The organism is Rhizorhabdus sp. GW822-FHT03C02 (assembly GCF_058801765.1).
Map to the genome: position 1 here is coordinate 386,345 of NZ_JBXANN010000003.1, position 21,315 is coordinate 407,659.

Sequence of the window (21,315 nt, forward strand, 5' to 3'; positions counted from 1 at the left end):
TAAAATGGTACATTATTCTGTCAGCGCAGATCGAAAATTCCTTGTCCCGGACTCTGCCGGATTTGTGACAATCAAGCTAGGTACTGCGACTGGTGGGGTAGATTTAGATAAGTTTGCGGCGAGCCTAACGAAGATTTCTTCTCTGTCTTCAATTGCAGCAGAGAGGCTTCAGAAATATGCCGGTGAAGGTATCGAGCTGATAGGTGTTACTCGCGCCACAGTCTCTGCATTTGGTTATGCTGACTCATCGGTGTATCTCGATGGCTTTTCGCCATTTATAAAACCGTTCCAAGATGATCCAAGTCGAACATATGAAATAAAAGCATTTTTGAATTTTAATCAAGCTGCCTCGCCGCAGGGCATTGATTATGACAGCATGGCAATAGATTTTCTTCATGAGGGAGTAAATCATCCGCAGTATGGGAAGCATATCTGGGACAGATTTCCTGCTAATTTTCAAACTGTATTGACTGATCCGGTTTATCTAAATTCGTTTCAGATTGAGAGTCAAGCCGGCCGTCAGATTGGAATTTTTCGTTCAACGCTGCCATATCTTCAGTCTGTTAATTCCAGCATTAAGCTAAATGACGCTTTTATTTCAGAGTCTGGCGCCAGAAGTCTGATCCGCTTCGGGCATCCGGAATGGACCGAAGGACAAATTCAAGGGGCGCTCGATAACGCGCATGGCGTATTCTCGCAGGACGCTGGAAGGACTACTTGGATCGTAACAGACGATCAATTTCTTGAGGCCCGAGCGAGGATTCAGCAAAAGTCACTCGAGACTTCGTATAATCGGAGGCATGTTGATAAAGCGAACGCTCCGCAGAACGTCAGAATCATTCGAGAGGATGCGCTATCTGCAGCGCACTATATCGGGGAAGTCGCCGGGGCAATTGTCAATATTGACGGTGCCTTACTTGGTTCGGCGTTCGGTACGGCCCTTGGTAGGCGCTTGACTGACAATCCATTTGGCCAAGTGGTTGCTTCCGGATCTCTGAGTGTAATCCTTGGAGCGATGGGTGAATTCATCGATGGCGATATCCTTGGCGGGCATGTTTCGACTAATTTTTTCCAGCGAGACGCCGCTGGAAAAATTATTGGCATCAACGCCAATATCGATCAAATTCTTCTTAATAATATAGAAAACGCCGGAGTTGGCGCCTTTTCATCTTTCGTTGCTGCTGAAATATTTTCCTCTTTAGGGATTGGTGGAATTCCGGGAGAGCTTGGCGCAAGTATTGGTGGGTCTGTCCTAACTCAAATTATACTCAATATACCCAATGTAGGTGTTCCATATCAGGTGGACCTGGGAGCCGGTCCCGTCACGAAGACAGGCAGTCTTTTCGACAACATAAATGCGGCATCGCTAGCCGTGGTTGTCGGAAGTTATTTTGGCTCCAAGCTCGCCACGGAAGTGCACTCGTTTAACAGCGTCGGTGGGCAACTCGGGTCGCTCGCCGGTTCGATCTATGGGGGGTTCGCGGGGGCGGCTGCGCTCGGTAGCATAGCTGCGAGTGCCGGTTTTGCCAATGCAGCGGCTTTTGCGCTCGTACATCCGCTTGCGGCGGTGGCTGTTGTCGCTGCGATCGTTTTTGTCGATACAATTTTGGGTGGTTTGGTTGGTTCGCTCTTTGGGGGGACGCCGCGATCGGGCGCGGATGTAAGCTGGGATGATGCGCAAGGAAGATTCGCGGTAACAGGAGCATACGCGAAAAAAGGCGGCAGCATGGCGGCCGCCACTCAGATCGCCGGTGCAGCCGCCAACGCCTTCAATTCCATTTTGGACGTTAGTGGCGCTCATCTGGCTGATCCGGCTGGTGTCGTGTCAGGAAATTACGGCATGCGGTCGACAGATTTTGTCTATCGCCCGGAATCATCATCATCCAAAGATAGTATAACAGCGCGTTTTAGCGGACGGGACGGTGCGGACAGGCTTCTTAATTTTGGGGTATATGTCGGTCTTAATGACATAATAAATCGCTTGTCGGGTGGTAATATTATAATCAAGCGGGCTGTGTCTGGACTTGTCGGAATCGCGGGTGGGCAAATTAACCCTGACGGAACCGGATCGGCTGGGCAGTTCACACTAGATGGCCTGGCTGGTGATATCGAGATTGCCAAAGATTACGATACATATATAAATAATCGTGAAGTAATAGATTATTTAATTGCAGATAATCCCCAATCGGAGTTCGCCGCAGGCTGGTTAGTGACCTTGGCACGGGCTGTCGAGCTGAAGCTCGACAGGCGCAATGCGACTGATTGGAATGGGGGATTTCAAACATTTCTTGACGAAATATATGATGGCCTTGCCGGCGGTGCCGCAGCGCCCGCCTCAATCGTTCGCGCTTCAATCTCACCGCTGGACGGTGGACGAACATGGTCCTTGACCGACGTGGAAACGGGAGAGCCGATCGGTAATCTGGGGGATACAATCGATGTCCGTTCATATTCGATCATAGATGATCCCACCTCGAGCACCATTGATATCCGGTCTGGGCGATATAACGGTCAGATTATCAACACGGCTGCGGCGATCCATTCTGGCGATCAAGGTGCCACTGTTCATGGGTCCAATCTTGGAGATAATATTTTCGGGGGAGCTGGCGCAGATACACTCTATGGGGGGAAGCTTGATGATTGGATCTTCGGTAACGGCGGAGATGACGTGCTCTACGCGGGGGGCGCTGAGCCGGGCACAGTTGGCGGCAACGGCAACTATCTCGATGGCGGCGCCGGTAACGATACGCTGAGTGGCCGAGAAGGTTCGGATTGGCTTGAGGGTGGTGCCGGCGACGACACGCTGATCGGCGGCGGGGGGGATGACATTCTCGCTGGTGGTGCCGGCAGCAACGATCTGCGTGGCGGAAGTGGCAGCGATCAATATCTGCTGAGACTGGGCGACGGCATCAGCATCGTCACTGAGGACGCCGCTGGAGCCCCCGTTGGTCCGGATGATCAGGTGGCCGCGCGTCTGACCGGCCTTGCCACCGGTACGGTTCGCAAGGACTGGCTTGGCACGTCCGCTGGAACGGAGGCTTCGGGTGCGATCCTCGGTGGCGAGGATGCGGTCGTGCTGGGCGTGGGTATCGATATCGGCGATATCCGATTGCAGCGTTCGGGTGACGACCTTTTCGTGCAGGTGATGCAGACCGTCGCCGACGTCGAAACCTTTTCCGGGGCACAGCTGACCCTCAAGAACTGGTTCAACAACCCGTTCAAACGCATCGAATGGCTCAAGTTCGCCGACGGCAATGAGATCCAGATCGGCAATTTCGCGAGTTTCCTGGTGGGGGGCTCGGGCGACGATGTCCTGATCGGCACGAACGGCAGGGACTTCGTTTATGGCGGGGCTGGCGGCGATCTCGTCCTGCCACGCGGTGGCGACGATGTCGCGAACGGTGGATCTGGCGACGACGAGGTCGAGGCCGGATGGGGCAACGACATCGTCATAGGCGGGACAGGCAACGATGTCCTGATCGGCGGTAGGGGGAATGACACGATCAGCGGCGATGCCGGTGACGATCGGATTTACGGCAGTGCCGACAACGACAAGCTGAGCGGTGGTCGCGGCGCCGACTTCGTCGTCGGCGGCAAGGGCGACGACGTTTTCAAATTCTCGCGCGGTGATGGCCGCGACACGGTCATGGACGACTATGCCGATTATTGGGTCACGGTCTGGCAGAGCGGTTGGATTGGTGGGACCGTCGTGGAGAATGCCGTCACCGGCGAAGTGACGCTCAACGGCAAGCTCATTTACAAGAATTTCGGCACGGCGCTCGATCCTAATTTTCGGTTTGTGGGTCCCTATGACTGGGACGCCCAGACCGGGATTCTCAGATATTTCAACCCGCCGGAAAATGCCGTCAGCCTGGCCAGCGACGAGCAATATGATGATGATCGGATCGAGTTCGCCCCCGATATTCGCATCCAGGACATCATCCTCGAAAAGTCCGCAGATGGTCGCGACCTGTCGCTGGTGATCTCGAGCGAGAACGCCGAATTGTCGAGCGCCGCCTCGGCGTTGGACCGCATCACGATCAAGGACTGGTACCGGACCCCCGGACAGATTGAGAAGCTTGTCTTCTATCAGACGGGTGCGCTCGATATCGCCAATGGGGCGATCAACCTCATCACCGGGACCGACCAGTCCGAGGAGGTCAAGGGCACCGGGCTTGCCGATTGGGCGACCGGCGGCGCCGGCGACGACGTCATGACCGGCGAAGGCGGCAACGACATATTGAACGGCAACAGCGGCAGCGACACGATCAGCGGCGGCGACGGCGACGACATCATTTACGGCGGCGCCGGCGACGATATCCTGAATGGCGGACTGGGCGCCGACACGCTGATTGGTGGCGATGGCGAAAACACCGCATCCTATGCCGGCGCGGCGAACGCGACACGCGCCTATCTGGGCGCGGCCAATGTCAATACCGGTCATGCTCTGGGCGACAGCTATTCGGGAATCCAGAATCTCACCGGAAGCGATTATAACGACGAACTCGGAGGCGATGAGGGCGATAACGTCCTGACCGGCGGCTTGCTCACCGACAAGCTCCGGGGCGGCGCCGGTAGCGACACCTATGTCTGGTCGCTCAACGATGGCGCCGACACGATCGAGGAAGGTGCGTTCATCGTTGAGGAGGCGGTCGCACCGGCCGCATCCTCGGCAACCGTCCTCAAGGACGGTTTCGACAATGTCACATGGGAAGCGACGACCACAAAGCAACCGGGCAGCGACACGCTCTTTTATTGGCGCCTCACCGTTCGCACCGACAGCGACGAGATCATCTACGATTACGACAAATATACGCCGGTCTATACGCCAGGAACGCGGCCGCCCGAGCCCAAGCCCGGATCCTATATCCTGACAAACGCCGCCACGGGTGAGTCCAACTGGAAAGGTGGCTTCGGCCGGATCAGCACCCAGCAGGTGATGAGGGCCAGGTTCGATCCGTCTGCCAATGGCGGAGACAAGGATGCGATCGAGGTCAACGCGCTCAAGTCGCTGAGCGACATCCAACTGCTCGTGAGCGGCACCGACCTGATCGTCCGCTTCGACCCCACCAACGCCCAGGTCACGGTCAAGGGGCAACTCGATGCGGCCCAGCTGAATAACAAGGTCGAATATCTTCAACTCCTCGATGGCTTCCGGGTTGCGTTGGACGGCAGCATCATCTGGGGAGCCAACAACGGCGCATTGCAGTCCGGTACGGATGGAAATGACCTGATGTTCGCCTATGGCCGCCCGAACCAGGCGTTCGTCGGCAAATTGTCGGGCGGAGCCGGCGACGATGTTCTGGTCGGCTATGGTGGTGCCGATCAGCTCGACGGCGGCGATGGCGACGATGTGCTCGAAGGCGGCGCAGGCGCCGATATCCTCAATGGGGGGGGCAACAGCGCGATCGTCTGGTCGACGACCAACAGCGAAGATACCAAACTCGCCAAGGGAGACACTGTCCGTTATGTCGGATCGACGGTGGCGGTCCAGGTCGATCTGTCCGATGGCGCCGTCGAGCATGGCGGCGATGCCGAGGGCGATACGCTTATCGGGATCGAACATGTCGTTGGCTCCCAGGCGGGGGGCGACACGCTACGCGGCAATGCCGACAATAACCGGCTGATCGGATTGGGTGGCGACGACTATCTCTACGGATATGCGGGCGACGACGTCCTCATCGGCGACGATGGCAACGACCATCTGTACGGCGGCGATGGTGCGGACGGAATCTCGGGAGGAGAAGGCAAGGATTATATTTTCGGAGAGGCCGGCAATGATGTCCTCGACGGCGGCGGCGGCGACGACGAGATCAGCGGCGGCGACGGCGATGACAGCCTTACCGCGGGCGACGGTGACGACATCGTTCATGCCGGCGATGGCGCCGATAAATTGATCGGCGGCGCGGGTAACGATGAGCTGTGGGGCGATGCGGGCAACGACACCATCGATGGCGGAGCCGGTAGCGACAAACTCAATGGCGGCCTTGGCAACGATTCCTATGTGCTGACCGCCGTCTCGGGTAGCGACGAACTCGTCGATGTCGATGGCGTCAACGTTATCAATGCGGTCGGGCTGACCCGTGACCAGATCAGTTTCGCGCGCGATGCCAACGGCCATGACCTGGTGATCGCGATCGTGGGGACGGCGACGCAGCTCCGGGTCAAGAATCTGTTCGATGCCGGCGGCGGGCAGATTCACGCCATCAATGCCGGGAACTTCACCCTGTATCTCGACGACGCCGATACGCTCAGTGCGATCCAGAGCTCCGCCGCGCCGATGGCCGACGCCTATTGGCATGCGGCCGGCAAAGCCGCGCCGACTGCGCCCCCGACGCCCCGGCTCCTAAGCGGATATGAGGACACGCCACTCCAGATTGATGGTGCCTGGGGCATTGTGGATCACGACCATAATGTCGTGAGCTATGCGGTGAAGGCCGGCGCCGGTCCGCAGCGTGGCACGCTGACGGTCGTCGACGCCGCCGCTGGAAAATTCCTCTACACCCCCGGTGCGGACCTCAACGGTACCGACAGCTTCACGATCATAGCCACCGATGCCGACGGCCAGTCGGTCGAGCGCACAGCGACTGTCGCGATCGCACCGGTCAACGACGCACCGCGGAACATCCGGATTTTGGATAACACGCTCTTGCAGGTGACCGAGCATGTCACTGGCGACGCCAATCCAAACTATGGCTTTATCGGCTATGTCACCGCGACCGATCCGGAAAACAATGCTATAGAATATGCGCTGGAGCCCGGCGGGGATGCCGGCGGACGCTTCTCGATCACATCGGCGGGACAGGTCAAAGTCGAGGCGCCGCTGCTGATCGATCGCGAGGTCAACCCGACTCATCAGATCCTCGTGCGGGCCATCGACACGAGTGATCCGTCCCGCCAGACTTACTCTGTCTCTGCCATAACGATCACGGTATTGAACAAAAACGAGGTGCCGTACGCACCGCGGCGCACGGACGCGGAGCTCACCTTGTCCGAATATATCGGCAACAACCCGCATACGGCCGGCAAGACAGTCGCGAGCTTCGACCTGACCGATACCGATGGTGATACCAATCTGACGCTTGAGTTGGTGGACAACCCGTTCGGTCTTTTCGTTATTTCGGGCAACGAGGTCCGCCTCAAGGACGATGTCAGTTTCGAGACGCTGGTAGGTCTCGGTTTCGAGGTCGACACTTCTGACCGCGATCGCGATACTGACTATCTCTCCGAAATCACGCTAACGGGATCGGTTCGGGCCAAAGACGGCGCCCTCTACTCGGTCGATGCGACGTCCTTTTCCGTGCGTATCGAGGACGTCAACGAGCGCCCCGCCATGTTCAGCCCTGTCTCGCTGATCGGAACCAACCCGATCACCGAGCGGGATCACCCGCTGGTAGGGGACGTCCTCGACGAGATCGCGATAGCGACGGTCAGCACCACCGATCCCGATCTGCCCACAGAACGCTCCGGACAGATCAATTATATCGTCCAGGAGGTGCGGGGTACCGTTCCGGTCACCAGTTCGCGTTTCGCCGTCGTAAACGGCGAAATTCGCCTGCTCCAGGGCAAGGCGCTCGACTTTGAAACCGACGGGCCCACGATCCGTTTGCAAGTAAAGGCCGTCGACGGCCTGCTTGCCCCGCTCGCCCAATCCCGGACATCCGGCACCATCGACATAAACATCCGCAATATCAACGAGGCGCCGACCGCGACCATTGGCCAGCGGCGCACGACGCTCGCAGAAGTGACCTCGACGCCGCTCGCCGACCGTTATGTCGCGCGGTTCACATTGGACGATCCCGATAAAAGCACGCCGACATTGCGCTTCACGGCCGATGGCAATCCCTACGGGCTGTTCACGATCAACGGCAACACCGTCGAGTTTCTGACCGACCCGGATTTCGAGACCCTATACGGGTCGCATGCGCCGTTGGTCGATCTCGATAATGACGGGTTGCTAGAGGTGCAGTTCGACGTCACCGTCGAGGCCTTTGACGGGCTTCTTACGTCCGCGCCTATTCAGACTTCGATCCGCGTCGAGGATGTCAACGAAGCACCGACCAATATCCTCCTCGCGGCAGAGGTGGACGGTATCGTCGAACGCGACCGTGTTCGACCGGGTACGGCGCGACCCGCCATCCTGCTCGGAACGCTTTCCACCGTCGATGCGGATATCTCCGGTCTCGCGGTGAACAACTACAGCTATTCGGTGACGGATAGCCGTTTTCAGATCATCGGCGATACGCTTTGGCTCCGCCAGGACGCCAGCATCGACTATGAAGCAGGTGCAACCGTCAGTGTCGCGGTCAAGGCGACCGACGCGATGCCGAACCCCAAGACCAAAACCGTGGTTATGAGCTTCTCCGTCATCAACCAGGATGATTATCTGGGCGGGACCGATGATGGCAATAATCTGGTCGGCCAGGCCAACCGCGATTACATCGAAGGGTTCGCGGGCAACGACAGTCTCGATGGCGGAGCGGGCGACGACACGCTGCTCGGCGGCACCGGCGGCGATACCCTGTCTGGGTCGGCGGGCAATGACGAGCTTCGTGGCGCCGAGGGCAATGACGTCCTCTATGGCGGCGACGGGGCCGATCAACTGTTCGGCGATGCCGAGAATGACATCCTCTATGGTGGCGATGGCGCCGACGCCTTTCATGGCGGCGACGGTTACGACAAGGTCTTTTTCGCCAAGCTCAACGCCACGACCAACGCAACGGTCGGCGTCGTCGTCGATATGCTCGATCCGCTGGGCGGAGTGGGCCTCGCTTATGGCGATACCTATGACAGCATCGAGCAGGTGGCGGGCACGGACTTTGCTGACGTCATTCGCGGCAGCAATGGCGACGAGATGATTCTGGGCGGCCTTGGCAACGACGTCATCGAAGGGCGTGCCGGAGCCGACACGCTGTTCGGGGAAGCCGGCAATGACGAGATATCCGGGGGCGACGGTAATGACTTCATCGTCGGGGACGCCGGTACGTCCAATCCAGGCCTCGTCGGCAACGATATCCTGCACGGGAATGCGGGCCACGATACCCTGCAGGGCTGGGCGGGCGACGATTATCTTTATGGCGACGACGGCAATGATCTGCTGATCGGCGGTGCGGGCAACGACACGCTCGACGGCGGACTGGGGAACGACACCTATGTCGTTGGCCGGAACAGCGGTTCCGACACGATCAACAACTTCGATCCCACCGGCAATGACATCGACGTCATCGGGTTCCAGGATGATGGTGTGCAAATTGACGCAGCGGAACTCTGGTTCGAGCAGATCGGCGTTGACCTGAAGATCAGCGTGATCGGCGGCGGCTCCGCGACGATCGTCAACTGGTACGGAATCACCGACGTCTATACGCGCAGCAACTACAAGATCGACTTCCTGCTCGCCTCGAGCCGTTCGACCAAAATGGTCAACATCGAAGGGCTGACAGAGTATATGAAGGGCTTCGCCAAGCCGCAAACCGCATCGGAACTGGCGACGCTGAACGCCAACAACAGTTACAAGACCAACTGGCAGCAATTTTGGGGAAACAACCTGGCCCCGATCATCGATCCGGTGCCAAATTTCCAGATCGACGAAGACGGGCAGATCTCAGCGACGATCCGCGTCAGGGACGACATTACCGTGCCCACTGGCATCACCGTCACTCCCACGGTGTCGTCCGGCGCGGCGCTCTTCGAGGACGCGGTACGCGACATCACTGTCAGTCAGGCTCTGGACGACGATGGCTATCGCACACTGACCATTAAGCCCAGGGCCGGAGCGAGCGGCGTCGCCACGATCAAATTGACCGCTCGCGATGCGGCCGGCGTGTATTCATCGCAGGAGTTCAACGTGACGATCGCGGCGGTGCCGGATGCACCGACGATCAGCCAGTTCGCGGCGTCGCCTGGCAATTCGGGAACCGCCATCCCGCTCGCGTTGAACGTCGAGTTCACCGACAATGACGGGTCGGAGACCCATGATATCGTCATCAGCGGTGTATTACCCGGCGTCAGCCTGAGCGCGGGCTATGTCAGCGACGGCAAATGGCACCTTACGCAAGCGCAGACTGTCGGGCTGACACTGACCGCACCGGTTGGATGGGGCACCGACCTTGATCTCAAGGTCATTGCCTACGCCCAGGAGGGCGGGCTGACGGCAGCTTCAAGCGAAGCGGTGGCGAGGATCGTGATCAACGGTGCTCCGACCGGGGTGTCGTTGACGGGCACCGTCGACGAGAACAAGCCCAACCTCTATCAATTCGGGCAGCTCACCGGCACCGATCCCGACGGTCCGAACGAGGTCCTGCGTTATCAGTTGCTCGACGATGCCGGGGGGCGCTTTACGCTCAGCGTCGACGGCAAACTGTCGATCGCCGATGCCACCAAGATCGATTTCGAGAAAAATGGTACGCACCAGATAACGGTGCGCGTGTTGGACAGCGCCAATCTCTACGTGGATAAGATCCTGACCGTTACGGTGAACAACGTCAACGAACCAAATCGTTTCGCCGGAGCCTATTCCAAGACCGTCGACGAAAACGTCACCGGTCCGATCATAACCGTCGCGGCATCGGATGACGATCTTCCGAGCCATGAATTTGGCCGGCAGCAATATTATTTCGTCAACAACGGGGCTTTGAGCTCGGTCTCCAGTGACGGGCTATTTTCAATCGGGATCAGCGACGGTCAGGTTCGATCGGTCGGCACGCTCAACTATGAAGGCCTGGGCGCCAACACCGCCCGAACCTATACGGTCGCTGCGGTCGATAACGGTAACCGCGCAGGCGCGAGCAATCGAACCGAGACGTCGCTTCAGTTCATTGTAAACAACGTCAACGAGCTAAATTCGCTTCCGCAGTACAGCAGTTTTTGGATCGACGAGAACAAGCCTTATGGTAGTTCTGTCGGTACGGTCACCGCGGGCGATGGCGATAGCGCCTATGATCCCTTCGGCCAGCAGGTCTACCGTTTCAGCAACGGCAGCGGCCATGCCGACGATCCGAACCTGTCCTGGGATGGCCGCTATTACCTCAATGCGACGACCGGTGAGATCACCGCTTATTCCGTGCCGAATGCCGAAGATCCCGATCCGACGCGCCAGTATTGGATCACGGCGACAGACAACAAAGGCGCAAACGGGAACCAGGCGGCAACGCTTGCGACGATTACGGTCAACAATCTGAACGAGCGGCCGACGATATCCGGGACCAATGCGATCTATCTCGACGAAACCGGGCTGGGCGCGAATCCGGCAAACCCCGGCATCGTGGTGGCCACCTTCGTACTCGCCGATCCAGACAAGACGACGCCGACCATGGCTTTCGCGCCCGACCAGCCAGACGCGCCGGGAAATTTCGCCAATATCTTTACAATCGACGGTGCGAATCTACGACTTTCTTCGTCGGCCAACTTCGACTTCGAAACCTACCGGGCCGCCGGCTATGGCGTCTATAATTGGGACGGCAATCCGGGGCTCGAGGTGCATGTCGGTTGGGCGCGCCTCATTGCGAAGGATGCCCTGACCAGTTCCGAGAATGAAATCTGGGTCAACCTGTTCATTCGCGATGTCAACGATGCGCCGGCCAAACCAGTGCTTCAGACATCGAACATCTTCAAGGAAACCTTCGCCGGCCAGACGCATGTCGGGCGAACGCAGGCAATTTTCTCGCTCACTGATGCCGACGAGGGGGATTCGGCGAGCCTGGTGATCCTGGAGGGGAATTCGAACGGCTGGTTCAAGGCCGTCGGCAACCAGATCGTCGTCGACACCGCCAACTGGACCGCGGACTGGATCCGCGGCAACAAGGGGCAGTGGGGCTTAGGAGCGGATTTCGATCTTGATCGTGATAATAACGGTTTGAAGGAGATCAAGGTCGCCACTCTCACCGTGGCGGCGGTCGACAAGTTCGGCGCGCAGTCGGGCTCGTACCAATATGAAGTTTATATCGAGGATGTGAACGAAGCGCCCGTCTTTACCGCGTCTACTCTCACTGTGAGTCTGACCGAGAACGCCGGCGCGTCGACCTCTGTCGGCACGATTGGGGCGTGGGATGATGGCTCGGCGTCGCTGCTCAGATATCGCTTCGACAATGGGTTGACGGTCACGGCCGATCAAAGGTTCGTGATAAACGAGTTGAGCGGCGCCGTCGCAGTCTACGGGGGGGCGCAGATCGATTACGAGACCGCACCCAATCACCGGTACCAATATGGAGTCACGGTTCAGGATCTCGGTACCGGGGGCGTGACGGTCGGCGGAACGCTGACCATCAATCTTCAGGACGTGAATGAACCGCATACCCTCGTGAATAGGTCGATTTCGGTCCCCGAACCTCTGGAAGCTCTGGGTCCCAACGCCGTGATCGCCAACCTCTCGACCGAAATGCTGCGGGACCCCGAGGGACAGGCGATGACCTGGCGGTTTGCCGGTGGCAGCCTGACCAGTGGTCCATGGCAGATCAACGGGCTCGGCCAACTGCGGATGCGCGATCCGGTCGACTATGAGACCGGGCCACGAGCCTATGATCTTGCGGTAGAGGCGGTGGATCCATCGAACGGGGCGTTTGTCGCCTCCGGTACCTTCCACATCGATATTACGAACGTGAACGAAAATCCGGCGCCGACCGTCGATGACACCGATATCCATTACAGCCAGGTCGCTCAAAATGGCTGGTCGCTGGGTTATATCGTCCATCACGATCCAGACATCGGCGACTTGATCACCTATCGAGTGGTGTCGGTGGGCAATTCCGACCTGGGGTCGCGACCGATCGACGCCTATGAAGTGACGCCAGATGGCCAGATCATGGTCCGATACAATGCCGGCAACAATAACCGATATGTGGATTCGGTCGTGATTGAGGTAAAGGATAGGGCTGGGGCGACCGCATATATCTATTTGAACATAACCTATGGCGAGGGTACCTCGGGGCCAATCCCGCCGATCGTGCTGGATCTCGACGGCGATGGTATCGAATTGGTCGACCTCGCCTCGTCGACCGCGAGCTACGACATGAATGGTGACGGCATCGCCGACCGTACCGGCTGGGTTGGTTCCGATGACGCAATCCTCGCTCTTGATCGTAACGGCAACGGTACCATCGATGGGCCGGACGAGATTTCCTTCATTGGCGACGTCGATGGCGCGGTTTCGGATCTTGAGGGACTGCGCAGCTTCGACAGCGACGGCGACGGCTTCCTCGATGCCGACGATGCCCGCTTTGGCGAATTCCGCCTGTGGCGGGATCTCAATCAGGACGGGGTGAGCCAGAGCAGCGAACTGTTTGGGCTGTCCGATCTCGGCGTCGCAGCGCTCAACCTGCAACTGAATCTGACCGGCGAAGACGATGGTCGCGAAGGCAATCTGGTCTATGCCACGTCGCAATTCTTACGTTCGGACGGTAGCAGCGGTGTGCTGGGTGACGTGATTCTGCAATATGAGCCGTCGGGCAACCCACTTGCCGCGCCGATCATCGTCAACTGGAATGGCGACGACATCGACTATGTCCGGCTCGGCGCGAGCTCGGTCCGCTATGACATGAATGGTGATGGCACGGCCGATCGGACGAGTTGGATCCAGTCCGGGGACGCCTTCCTGGCGATCGACCGCAATGAAAACGGCCTGATCGACGATATCAGCGAGATCAGCTTCCTTGCCGACAAGCCCGGCGCGCGGACCGATCTCGAGGGGCTGTCGGGCTTGGATAGTAATGGCGACGGGGTGCTGACCACCGCCGACGCCCGTTACGCCGAGTTGTTGCTGTGGTTCGACCGGAACGGAAATGGCGTCACCGATACCGGCGAGTTGCAGAGTCTAGCGCAAGCCGGGATCACGGCCATCGATCTGACCGGCGATGGTGTCGCCGAGGCCGCGGACCAGGACGGCACCACCATCTACAACCATATCGGCCTGACCAAGCTCGACGGCACCACCGTCAGCGCCGTCGACATCGCGATGGCCTATCGGCCTAGCGCGCTCGCCGGCGACGCGGCGGCCGGTGCGGCGCCGATCACTTCCGGCGCCTTCGCGATGCAGACCAGTCATCTCGATCGCAAGGCCGGGAAATATCGGGTCGAGGCGCGCAGCGGCTCGCTATACCTGACCCGCATGGGGCAGGGGACTTTCGATCCCTCGGCCGGTCAGATCTCGCCGGCGACGATCCTGACCTTCGCGAACCGGCAGGTCGGCATGCTGGCGCCGGTCATCCTCGATCTCGACGGTGACGGTGTCGAGATGCGGTCGGCGAAGAAGAGCGGCGCCCGCTTCGACATGGACGGAGACGGCATCGTCGACGATACCGGTTGGGTCGGCAGGGGCGACGGGTTGCTCGTCATCGATCGCAACGGCGACGGCCTGATCACCGACGCCGCCGAACTCTCCTTCCTCGGCGAGAAGGCCGGGGTGCGGTCCGATCTCGACGCGTTGTCGGCGCTCGACTCGAACAAGGACGGCAAGATCAGCGCCGACGACAAGCGCTTCGGAGAGCTAAAGGTCTGGATCGACGCCAACGACAATGGCGTGAGCGACGCCGGTGAACTCAAGGGCCTAGGCGAGCTCGACATCGCCAGCATCTCGCTCAAGGAGACCACGATCGACCGCGCGGTGAAGCCGGGTAAGAATGTGCTGCTCGGCACGAGCAGCTTCACCCGCGGCGACGGCACCACCGGCTCCGTCGGTGACGCGGTGCTGGCCTTCACCCCGAGCAGCGGCACCCAGGTCGCCAGCGCTGGCTCGGCGGCGCAGCTCGCGGCGATGCGGGCGGCGACCGAGAAGCCGGTCGATGCCGGCGACGCGGGCATCGTCGACGATCAGCGCATCGCCCAGATGGTGCAGGCGATGGCGAGCTTCGGCGCGACCGGCGCGATCGACGAAATGCTTGCAAACAAGACCCCAGCCGATACCCGTTACGACTGGCTGACCGCTTCGGCGGCATGAGGAACGACATGACCGAAACGAAATCGGGCGCCGCACCGGCGCCCACCATTAGCCATATCCTGGGTGAAATGACGTGGCTACTCAGCCAGTCGCCACTGCATCGTGGGTTGACGCTCGCTGATCTCGAATGGCTGGTCATGCCGGCGATCATCCATCGCCAATTCTATGTCTTCCGCGATGGCGAGCAGACGATCGGGCTGGCGCTTTGGGCGCTGTGCGGGGATGCGGCGGAAGCCAAGCTCGAGGCCGGCATTCTCGAGCCCGCCCATCATTTGACTCTCGATGACTGGAAATCGGGCGACCACGTCTGGCTGGTGGACCTGATCGCTCCGTTTGCCAATGCCGCGAACAAGCAGCGCGAGATCATGATCGCCGATCTGATCTCCGGGCCGCTGGCAGGTAAGGCATTTTCCTTCCACCAGACCGATCCGCAGACTGGCGTTCGGTCGGTTCAGCAGATCGAGGCCGATGCTGGCGAGAAGCTCAAGGCAGCTATAGCTGCGGCGGTGAAAGGGGGAAGTTGACCCTCTTCGGTCAAAAAAACATTTATCTCAGTTGTGGCATTAACTGTGGCATCTCGGGCGAGAACGGAATTGGATTAGCTAAATTACAGATGGTTAAATCGATATTGTGATTTCCTCCGTCTCCGCCAGCAACGCGCTGGACCTCAAGAAAATCTCGAATTTACAGACCCTTGCGAGGGCAAATCCGGGCGCCAGGGCAGCGCCTCCCGGTGACCTGCCGATCGATCCTGGCGGTGCGCGTCGCAAACCAAAGCCGCAATGGGCGTCGAACTTGTCGTGAAGCTCTCGAGGATGGGCGTGAAATATGCCCCAGCCGCGGCGGGCCGCCTCAGGCTTGTGTCGGCAACCCGATCAGGCTGATCTGCCGGCCATAGCCCGGCTCGCCCTTGTGGGTCGCGCGGCGGAAGCTGAAGAAGCGGTCGGGCTGGGCATAGGTGTCCTCGCCCAGTGCGACGATCCGGGTCAGCCCGGCGATCGCGAGGCGGTGGGCGACATAGGCCTCGATGTCGAACTGCTGATGGCCGGCGCGCCTGGCCAGCGAGAAGAAGCGCTCATTGGCGGGATCGTCCTCCTCGAAGCGCCGGGCGAAGCCGTCGTCGACCTCGTAGCTGGCGCGGGCGATGCATGGGCCGATCGCGGCGACGATCCGGTCGCGCTGCGCACCCAGCGCCTCCATCGCGGCGATCGTGCGGTCGGTGACGCCGGTCAGCGCGCCCTTCCAGCCGGCATGTGCCGCCCCGACCACCCCGGCTTCGCGATCGGCGAACAGCACCGGCACGCAATCCGCCGTGAGGATGCCGAGCAGCAGCCCCGGCCGGTCGGTGACCAGCGCGTCGGCGTGCGGGCGGGCATCGTCGGCAAAGGCCTCGGTCACCGTCACCGCGTCGGGAGAATGGACCTGGTGGAGGGTGACGAGCCGATAGCCCGGTGCCACCGCTTCGGTCGCGCGGCGGCGATTTTCGAGGATCGCCGCGCGGTCGTCGTCCGATCCCAGCCCGACGTTGAGACCGGCATGGATGCCGGTCGACACCCCGCCTTCGCGGCCGAGAAAGCCATGGGGGAGCGGGGAGAGCAGCGGGATGTGGATCGCGGGGACGGTCATCGCGGCGTGATAGCCGTCCGCGGCGGGCGGGCGAAGCCCCAATCTGCGGTCAGGCCTGGAAGCCAGCCGGAGCCGGCCAGTCGCGGGCGACCGCGGCGAGGGCGCGGAACAGGGTGCCCATCTGCTCCTCGCTGGTCAGCCGCTGGTGCGCGGCGGCGATCTCCTCGACCCGCTCGGGATAGCGGCGGCCAAGTGCCGCGGCGCGCGCGGCGATCCCCATCGTGCCGAGAAAGAAGCTCTGGCTGACCGGTCCATGGACCCGCGCGCCGCCCTGGCGGAGCGCCTTGCCCAGCGCGGTAAAATCGACATGCGCGGTCAGGTCGTTCCGACCCGGATGGCTGAACACATCGGCATAGGCGTGCGCGTTGAGCGCCTGGAGCGTGTCGCCCGCGTCATAATCCTCATGGCCATAATCGATCGCCAGCATCGCGCCGCCCTGCCGGGCGATCCGCCGCGCCAGCGCCTCGGCGATCGCGAGCCCGACCGGCGAGGTCTCGAAGATGCTGCCCGCGATCGCGTCGTGCAGCCGCTCGGGCACCCGATCCTCGGCGGGGGCGGCGCCGGGAACCGAGGCGAAGCCGTCATAGCCATGGGTCACGCAGCGCTCGCGCCAGCCCGAATAGGTCATCACATATTGGCGATAGGGCAGCGCGTCGAAAAATTCGTTGGCGGCGATCAGCAGCGGCAGGTCCGCCGGCAGGGTCTCGATCCCGTCATGCCAGGTTGCGTGCGGCACCCGTTCGGCCTGGAGCCCGCGCAGGATCGGGCTGGTCTCGACGAAATGGACCGGCGGTTCGAGCCCCTGGCTCGCCATCGCCCTGAGCGCGTCGGCGGCCAGCGTGCCGCGGCCCGGGCCCAGCTCGACATAGGCGATCGCCGGCTGGCCGGCGCGATGCCACAGATCGGCGATCCAGATGCCGACCAGCTCGCCGAACATCTGGCTGATCTCGGGCGAGGTGATGAAGTCGCCCTTCACCCCGAACGGATCATGCGCGGCGTAATAATGGCCGTTGGCCGCGTCCATATAATCGGCGACCGGGATCGGCCCGTCGGCGGCGATGCGGGCGATCAGGCGTTCCGCGAGCTCTTCAGCACTCTCCATCGGCGTGCGCATAGCATGTCATGACAGGAACTTGGTTAACGCGCTCATTCGGGCGCGACCGAGACCAACGTGCGCTTGCCCGAGGTCGCGATCAGATAGGCGCCGCCGATCAGCATCGGCACGGTCAGCGTCTGGCCCATCGTCAGCCCCCAGCTCAGCGTGCCGAGCTGCTGGTCGGGCTCGCGAAAAAATTCGATGATGAAGCGCGACACGCCGTAGAAGAACAGGAACAGCCCGACCAGCCGGCCTGGCTTGTTGCGGGCATCGGTCTTCCAGAAGGCGAAGGCCAGGATCAGCCCGAGCACGATCCCCTCGAGCCCCGCCTCGTAAAGCTGGCTGGGATGGCGCGGCAGCGCGTCGGGGGCATTGGGGAAGATCACCGCCCAGGCGACGTCGGTCGGCCGGCCCCACAGCTCGCCATTGATGAAATTGGCGATGCGGCCGAAGAACAGCCCGAACGGCACGCAGCAGGCGATATAATCGTGGACGCGCAGCCAGGAGAGGTGGTTCTTGCGCGCGAGCAGGAAGATCCCGATCGACACGCCGAGCGCGCCGCCATGGAAGGACATGCCGCCCTCCCACAATTTCAGCACGTCGAGCGGGTGGCGCATGATCTCGGGCTGGTAGAACAGCACATAGGCCAGCCGCCCGCCAAGGAGGATGCCGAGGGTCGCGTAGAACACGAAATCATCGGCATGGCGCCGCGCCATCGGCGGGTTGGGCTGGGCGAGCAGGCGCAGCAGATACCACCAGCCGAGCGTGATCCCGGCGATATAGGCGAGCGAATACCAGCGGATCGCCAGCGGCCCGAGCTGGAGCGCGATCGGATCGAGCCCGAGGTCGGTGAAGTGGATCGCCGATGCAGCATCGGCCAGGACGGGCAGGATCAAGTTGGGGGTTCCCCGCTGAGGTGGTGCGGGTTCAATAGCGGGCGCGGCGGGGAGGGGGAAGGGCGGTTACGGAGCACCGCCCTCAACCGTCGTGCCAGCGCAGGCTGGCATCCATGTCTCTATTCCCGAGCGTTGCCGTCGATGGCGGGCGCAACGTCATATCGGCGATACCGCGCATAGTCCGGCGACAGCCTTTGACGCACCAGACATGGATCCCAGCCTGCGCTGGGATGACGTGGTGAGGAGGTTACAGCAGGGCCTCGATATCCTTGCGGATCGCCTTGGGCGGGGTGGTCGGCGCATAGCGGTCGACGACCTTGCCGTCGCGGTCGACCAGGAATTTGGTGAAGTTCCACTTGATCCCCTCGCTGCCGAGCAGGCCCTTCGCCTCATGCTTGAGCCAGGCATAGAGCGGCGCGGTCGCCGGGCCGTTGACGTCGATCTTGGCGAACATCGGGAATTTGACGTCGTAGCTCAGCCGACAGAAGCTGGCGATCTCGGCGGCGTCGCCGGGCTCCTGCGCGCCGAATTGGTTGCACGGGAAGCCGAGGACGACGAGTCCGCGGTCGGACAGTTCCTCGTGGAGCGTCTCCAGCCCTTCATATTGCGGGGTGAAGCCGCATTTGCTGGCGGTGTTGACGATCAGCAGCACCTTGCCGCGATAGATGTCGAGGCCGACCTCCTGTCCGTCGATCGTCGTCGCGCTGAAATCATAGATGTCGGCCATGCATCCTCCCGATCCGTCTTTCCGGACTTGATCCGGAAGCTCTTTTGCCTTGGCCTGTGCGAAACAGGAAGCGAGATCCCGGATCACGTCCGGGATGACGAAAGATTTCAGCGCTTGAGATCGACGACCCGGGCGCGCTCCTCCGGCGGGATCAGCCCTTCGAGCACCATCCAGAAGCCCGCGACCGATCCCTGCCCGGCCTGGGCATAGGCCGACGACAGCCGCTCGCGCAGCGATTCGAACAGCTCGGCCTCGAGCGCTTCGCCGGCGGCGGTGACCCGCAGCAGCCGCTGGCGCCGGTCCTCGCGCCCCGGACGGGTCTCGATCAGCCCGCGGTCGGTCAGTTCGTTGAGCACGCGGCCGAGCGATTGCTTGGTGATGCCGAGCACCTTCAGCAATTCGCTGACGGTGATGTCGGGCTGGCGGGCGACGAAATAGAGCGAGCGGTGATGCGCACGGCCGAGCCCCTGTGCGGCCAGCCCCTCGTCGATCCCGCGATAGAGGTGGCTATAGCCGAAATAGAGCAGCTCGATCCCGCGCCGGATCTCGGGCTCGCGCAGGAACAGCGGGGAGGCGCCGCGAAACGGCTCGGGTGAATTTTGGACAGCCATATTGACCTATTTTCTCATCGGGGCTAATCGGCGTTTTGTAAGATTCGTACGTGTGGAACTGAAAATGGCTAATGAAAATACTTATGATGACCGCGATGGTTTCATCTGGCTCGACGGGAAACTCGTGCCTTGGCGCGACGCCAATGTCCATATTCTCACCCATGCGCTCCATTATGCCTCGTCGGTGTTCGAAGGCGTGCGCGCCTATGACGGCCATATCTTCGAACTGAGCTGGCATTCGCAGCGACTGCGCAATTCGGCGTCGATGCTCGGTTTCGACCTGCCCTGGTCGGTCGAGGAGATCGACGCGGCCTGCATCGCAACGATGAAGGCGAACAATCTGACCGACGCCTATGTCCGCCCGGTGGCGTGGCGCGGGTCGGAACAGATGGGCGTTTCGGCGCAGAAGACCAAACCGCATATGGCGATCGCCGCCTGGTATTGGGGCACCTATCTCGATCCTGGGGCGAGCGGGCTGAGGCTCGACATCGCGCCGTGGCGCCGTCCGGCCCCCTATACCGCGCCGGTCCAGGCCAAGGCGGCGGGTCTCTACATGATCGCGACGATGTCGAAACATCATGCCGAGGGGCGCGGCTATCAGGACGCTTTGATGTTCGACTATCGCGGCCAGGTCGCCGAGGCGACCGGGGCCAATGCCTTCTTCGTCAAGGACGGCGTGCTCCACACCCCGACCCCCGAATGTTTCCTCGACGGCATTACCCGCCAGACCGTGATCAAGCTGGCGAAGCGCCGCGGGATCGAGGTGGTCGAACGTGCGATCTGGCCCGAGGAACTCGAGGGGTTCGAGCAGTTCTTCCTTACCGGCAGCGCCGCCGAGATCGTGCCGGTCGGATCGGCAGGCCCATGGAATTTCGCGGTCGGCGACCTGACCCGCCAGCTCCGGAAGGATTATGGCGACCTGGTGCGGGGCCGGCTGAACGACGCGGTCTGAATTTTTGATGCAGCTTTGCTGAGCGGGCTGGTGCCGCAACGGTTCAGCTTTGCTGAACCCAAAAAAAAGCGCGGGAGATACCCGCGCTCATGCGAACCGATCATGGGACCCTCGTCTGCCGGGACGATCCGTGCGGATCAGTCCCGGCAGCGCGGGGTGCGGCGCATCAGCGCGAAGCCAGCACGGTGGCGGACTTGGCGGCGAGCTGCGCCTTGGCGTCGGCGACGATCTGCTGGCGGCAAACCGCATTGGCGATCGGTGCCTGGCCGGTGTTGCACAGCTTGTCGGCGACGCGGTGCAGGCGGGCGTCGAACTGGGCGGAGCCGTTGGCCGATGCGAGGTCGAGGTCGGCATAGCGGACCGTTTCGGCGCGCAGCGGAGCGGCCATCGAGATCGACACGAAGCTGGCGACCAGGGCGGCGACAGCGGCGACGGGGTGCTGGTAGTTCATGATGATATTCCCTTCTTCACTTGGCAGTTG

9 protein-coding genes are annotated in these 21,315 nt (G+C 61.1%); 3 read left to right on the top strand and 6 right to left on the bottom strand.

Annotated features, from left to right (window positions below):
• Positions 1-4 precede the first annotated feature (4 nt).
• Both AC1RM6_RS11665 and AC1RM6_RS11670 read left to right on the top strand, forming a co-directional pair.
• Entirely contained in the window at positions 5-14,926 is a 14,922-nt protein-coding gene (locus AC1RM6_RS11665; protein ID WP_493101283.1) for an SPM autocatalytic domain-containing protein, read from the top strand.
• An 8-nt stretch (positions 14,927-14,934) separates the two neighbouring features.
• The gene (locus AC1RM6_RS11670) at positions 14,935-15,450 is read left to right on the top strand and encodes a toxin-activating lysine-acyltransferase (protein WP_493101285.1); all 516 of its coding nucleotides are present in this window, start codon (positions 14,935-14,937) and stop codon (positions 15,448-15,450) included.
• A 328-nt stretch (positions 15,451-15,778) separates the two neighbouring features.
• Here the strand turns inward: AC1RM6_RS11670 and pgeF are convergent, their stop codons facing one another.
• The 5 genes from pgeF to AC1RM6_RS11695 form a co-directional block, all read right to left on the bottom strand.
• Positions 15,779-16,552, bottom strand: a complete 774-nt coding sequence (gene pgeF, locus AC1RM6_RS11675) for a peptidoglycan editing factor PgeF (RefSeq protein ID WP_493101287.1) — start codon at positions 16,550-16,552, stop codon at positions 15,779-15,781.
• 49 nt (positions 16,553-16,601) lie between these two features.
• On the bottom strand, positions 16,602-17,654 hold the full coding sequence (locus tag AC1RM6_RS11680; RefSeq protein ID WP_493101289.1) for a class I SAM-dependent methyltransferase: 1,053 nt from the start codon (positions 17,652-17,654) through the stop codon (positions 16,602-16,604).
• A gap of 44 nt (positions 17,655-17,698) precedes the next feature.
• A complete protein-coding gene (lgt, locus tag AC1RM6_RS11685) occupies positions 17,699-18,544 on the bottom strand; it encodes a prolipoprotein diacylglyceryl transferase (protein WP_493101290.1) in 846 nt (281 codons plus the stop codon).
• 247 nt (positions 18,545-18,791) lie between these two features.
• Complete coding sequence (locus tag AC1RM6_RS11690; RefSeq protein ID WP_493101292.1) at positions 18,792-19,271, bottom strand: glutathione peroxidase; 480 nt, start codon at positions 19,269-19,271, stop codon at positions 18,792-18,794.
• Between the two features lie 107 nt (positions 19,272-19,378).
• Positions 19,379-19,882, bottom strand: a complete 504-nt coding sequence (locus tag AC1RM6_RS11695; RefSeq protein ID WP_493101294.1) for a MarR family winged helix-turn-helix transcriptional regulator — start codon at positions 19,880-19,882, stop codon at positions 19,379-19,381.
• A gap of 64 nt (positions 19,883-19,946) precedes the next feature.
• On the opposite strand from AC1RM6_RS11695, the gene AC1RM6_RS11700 reads away from it, so the two are divergent.
• A complete protein-coding gene (locus tag AC1RM6_RS11700; RefSeq protein WP_493101296.1) occupies positions 19,947-20,834 on the top strand; it encodes a branched-chain amino acid aminotransferase in 888 nt (295 codons plus the stop codon).
• A 166-nt stretch (positions 20,835-21,000) separates the two neighbouring features.
• Here AC1RM6_RS11700 and AC1RM6_RS11705 read toward each other — a convergent pair whose 3' ends face one another.
• The gene (locus AC1RM6_RS11705) at positions 21,001-21,285 is read right to left on the bottom strand and encodes a UrcA family protein (protein WP_493101298.1); all 285 of its coding nucleotides are present in this window, start codon (positions 21,283-21,285) and stop codon (positions 21,001-21,003) included.
• Between the last annotated feature and the right edge of the window lie 30 nt (positions 21,286-21,315).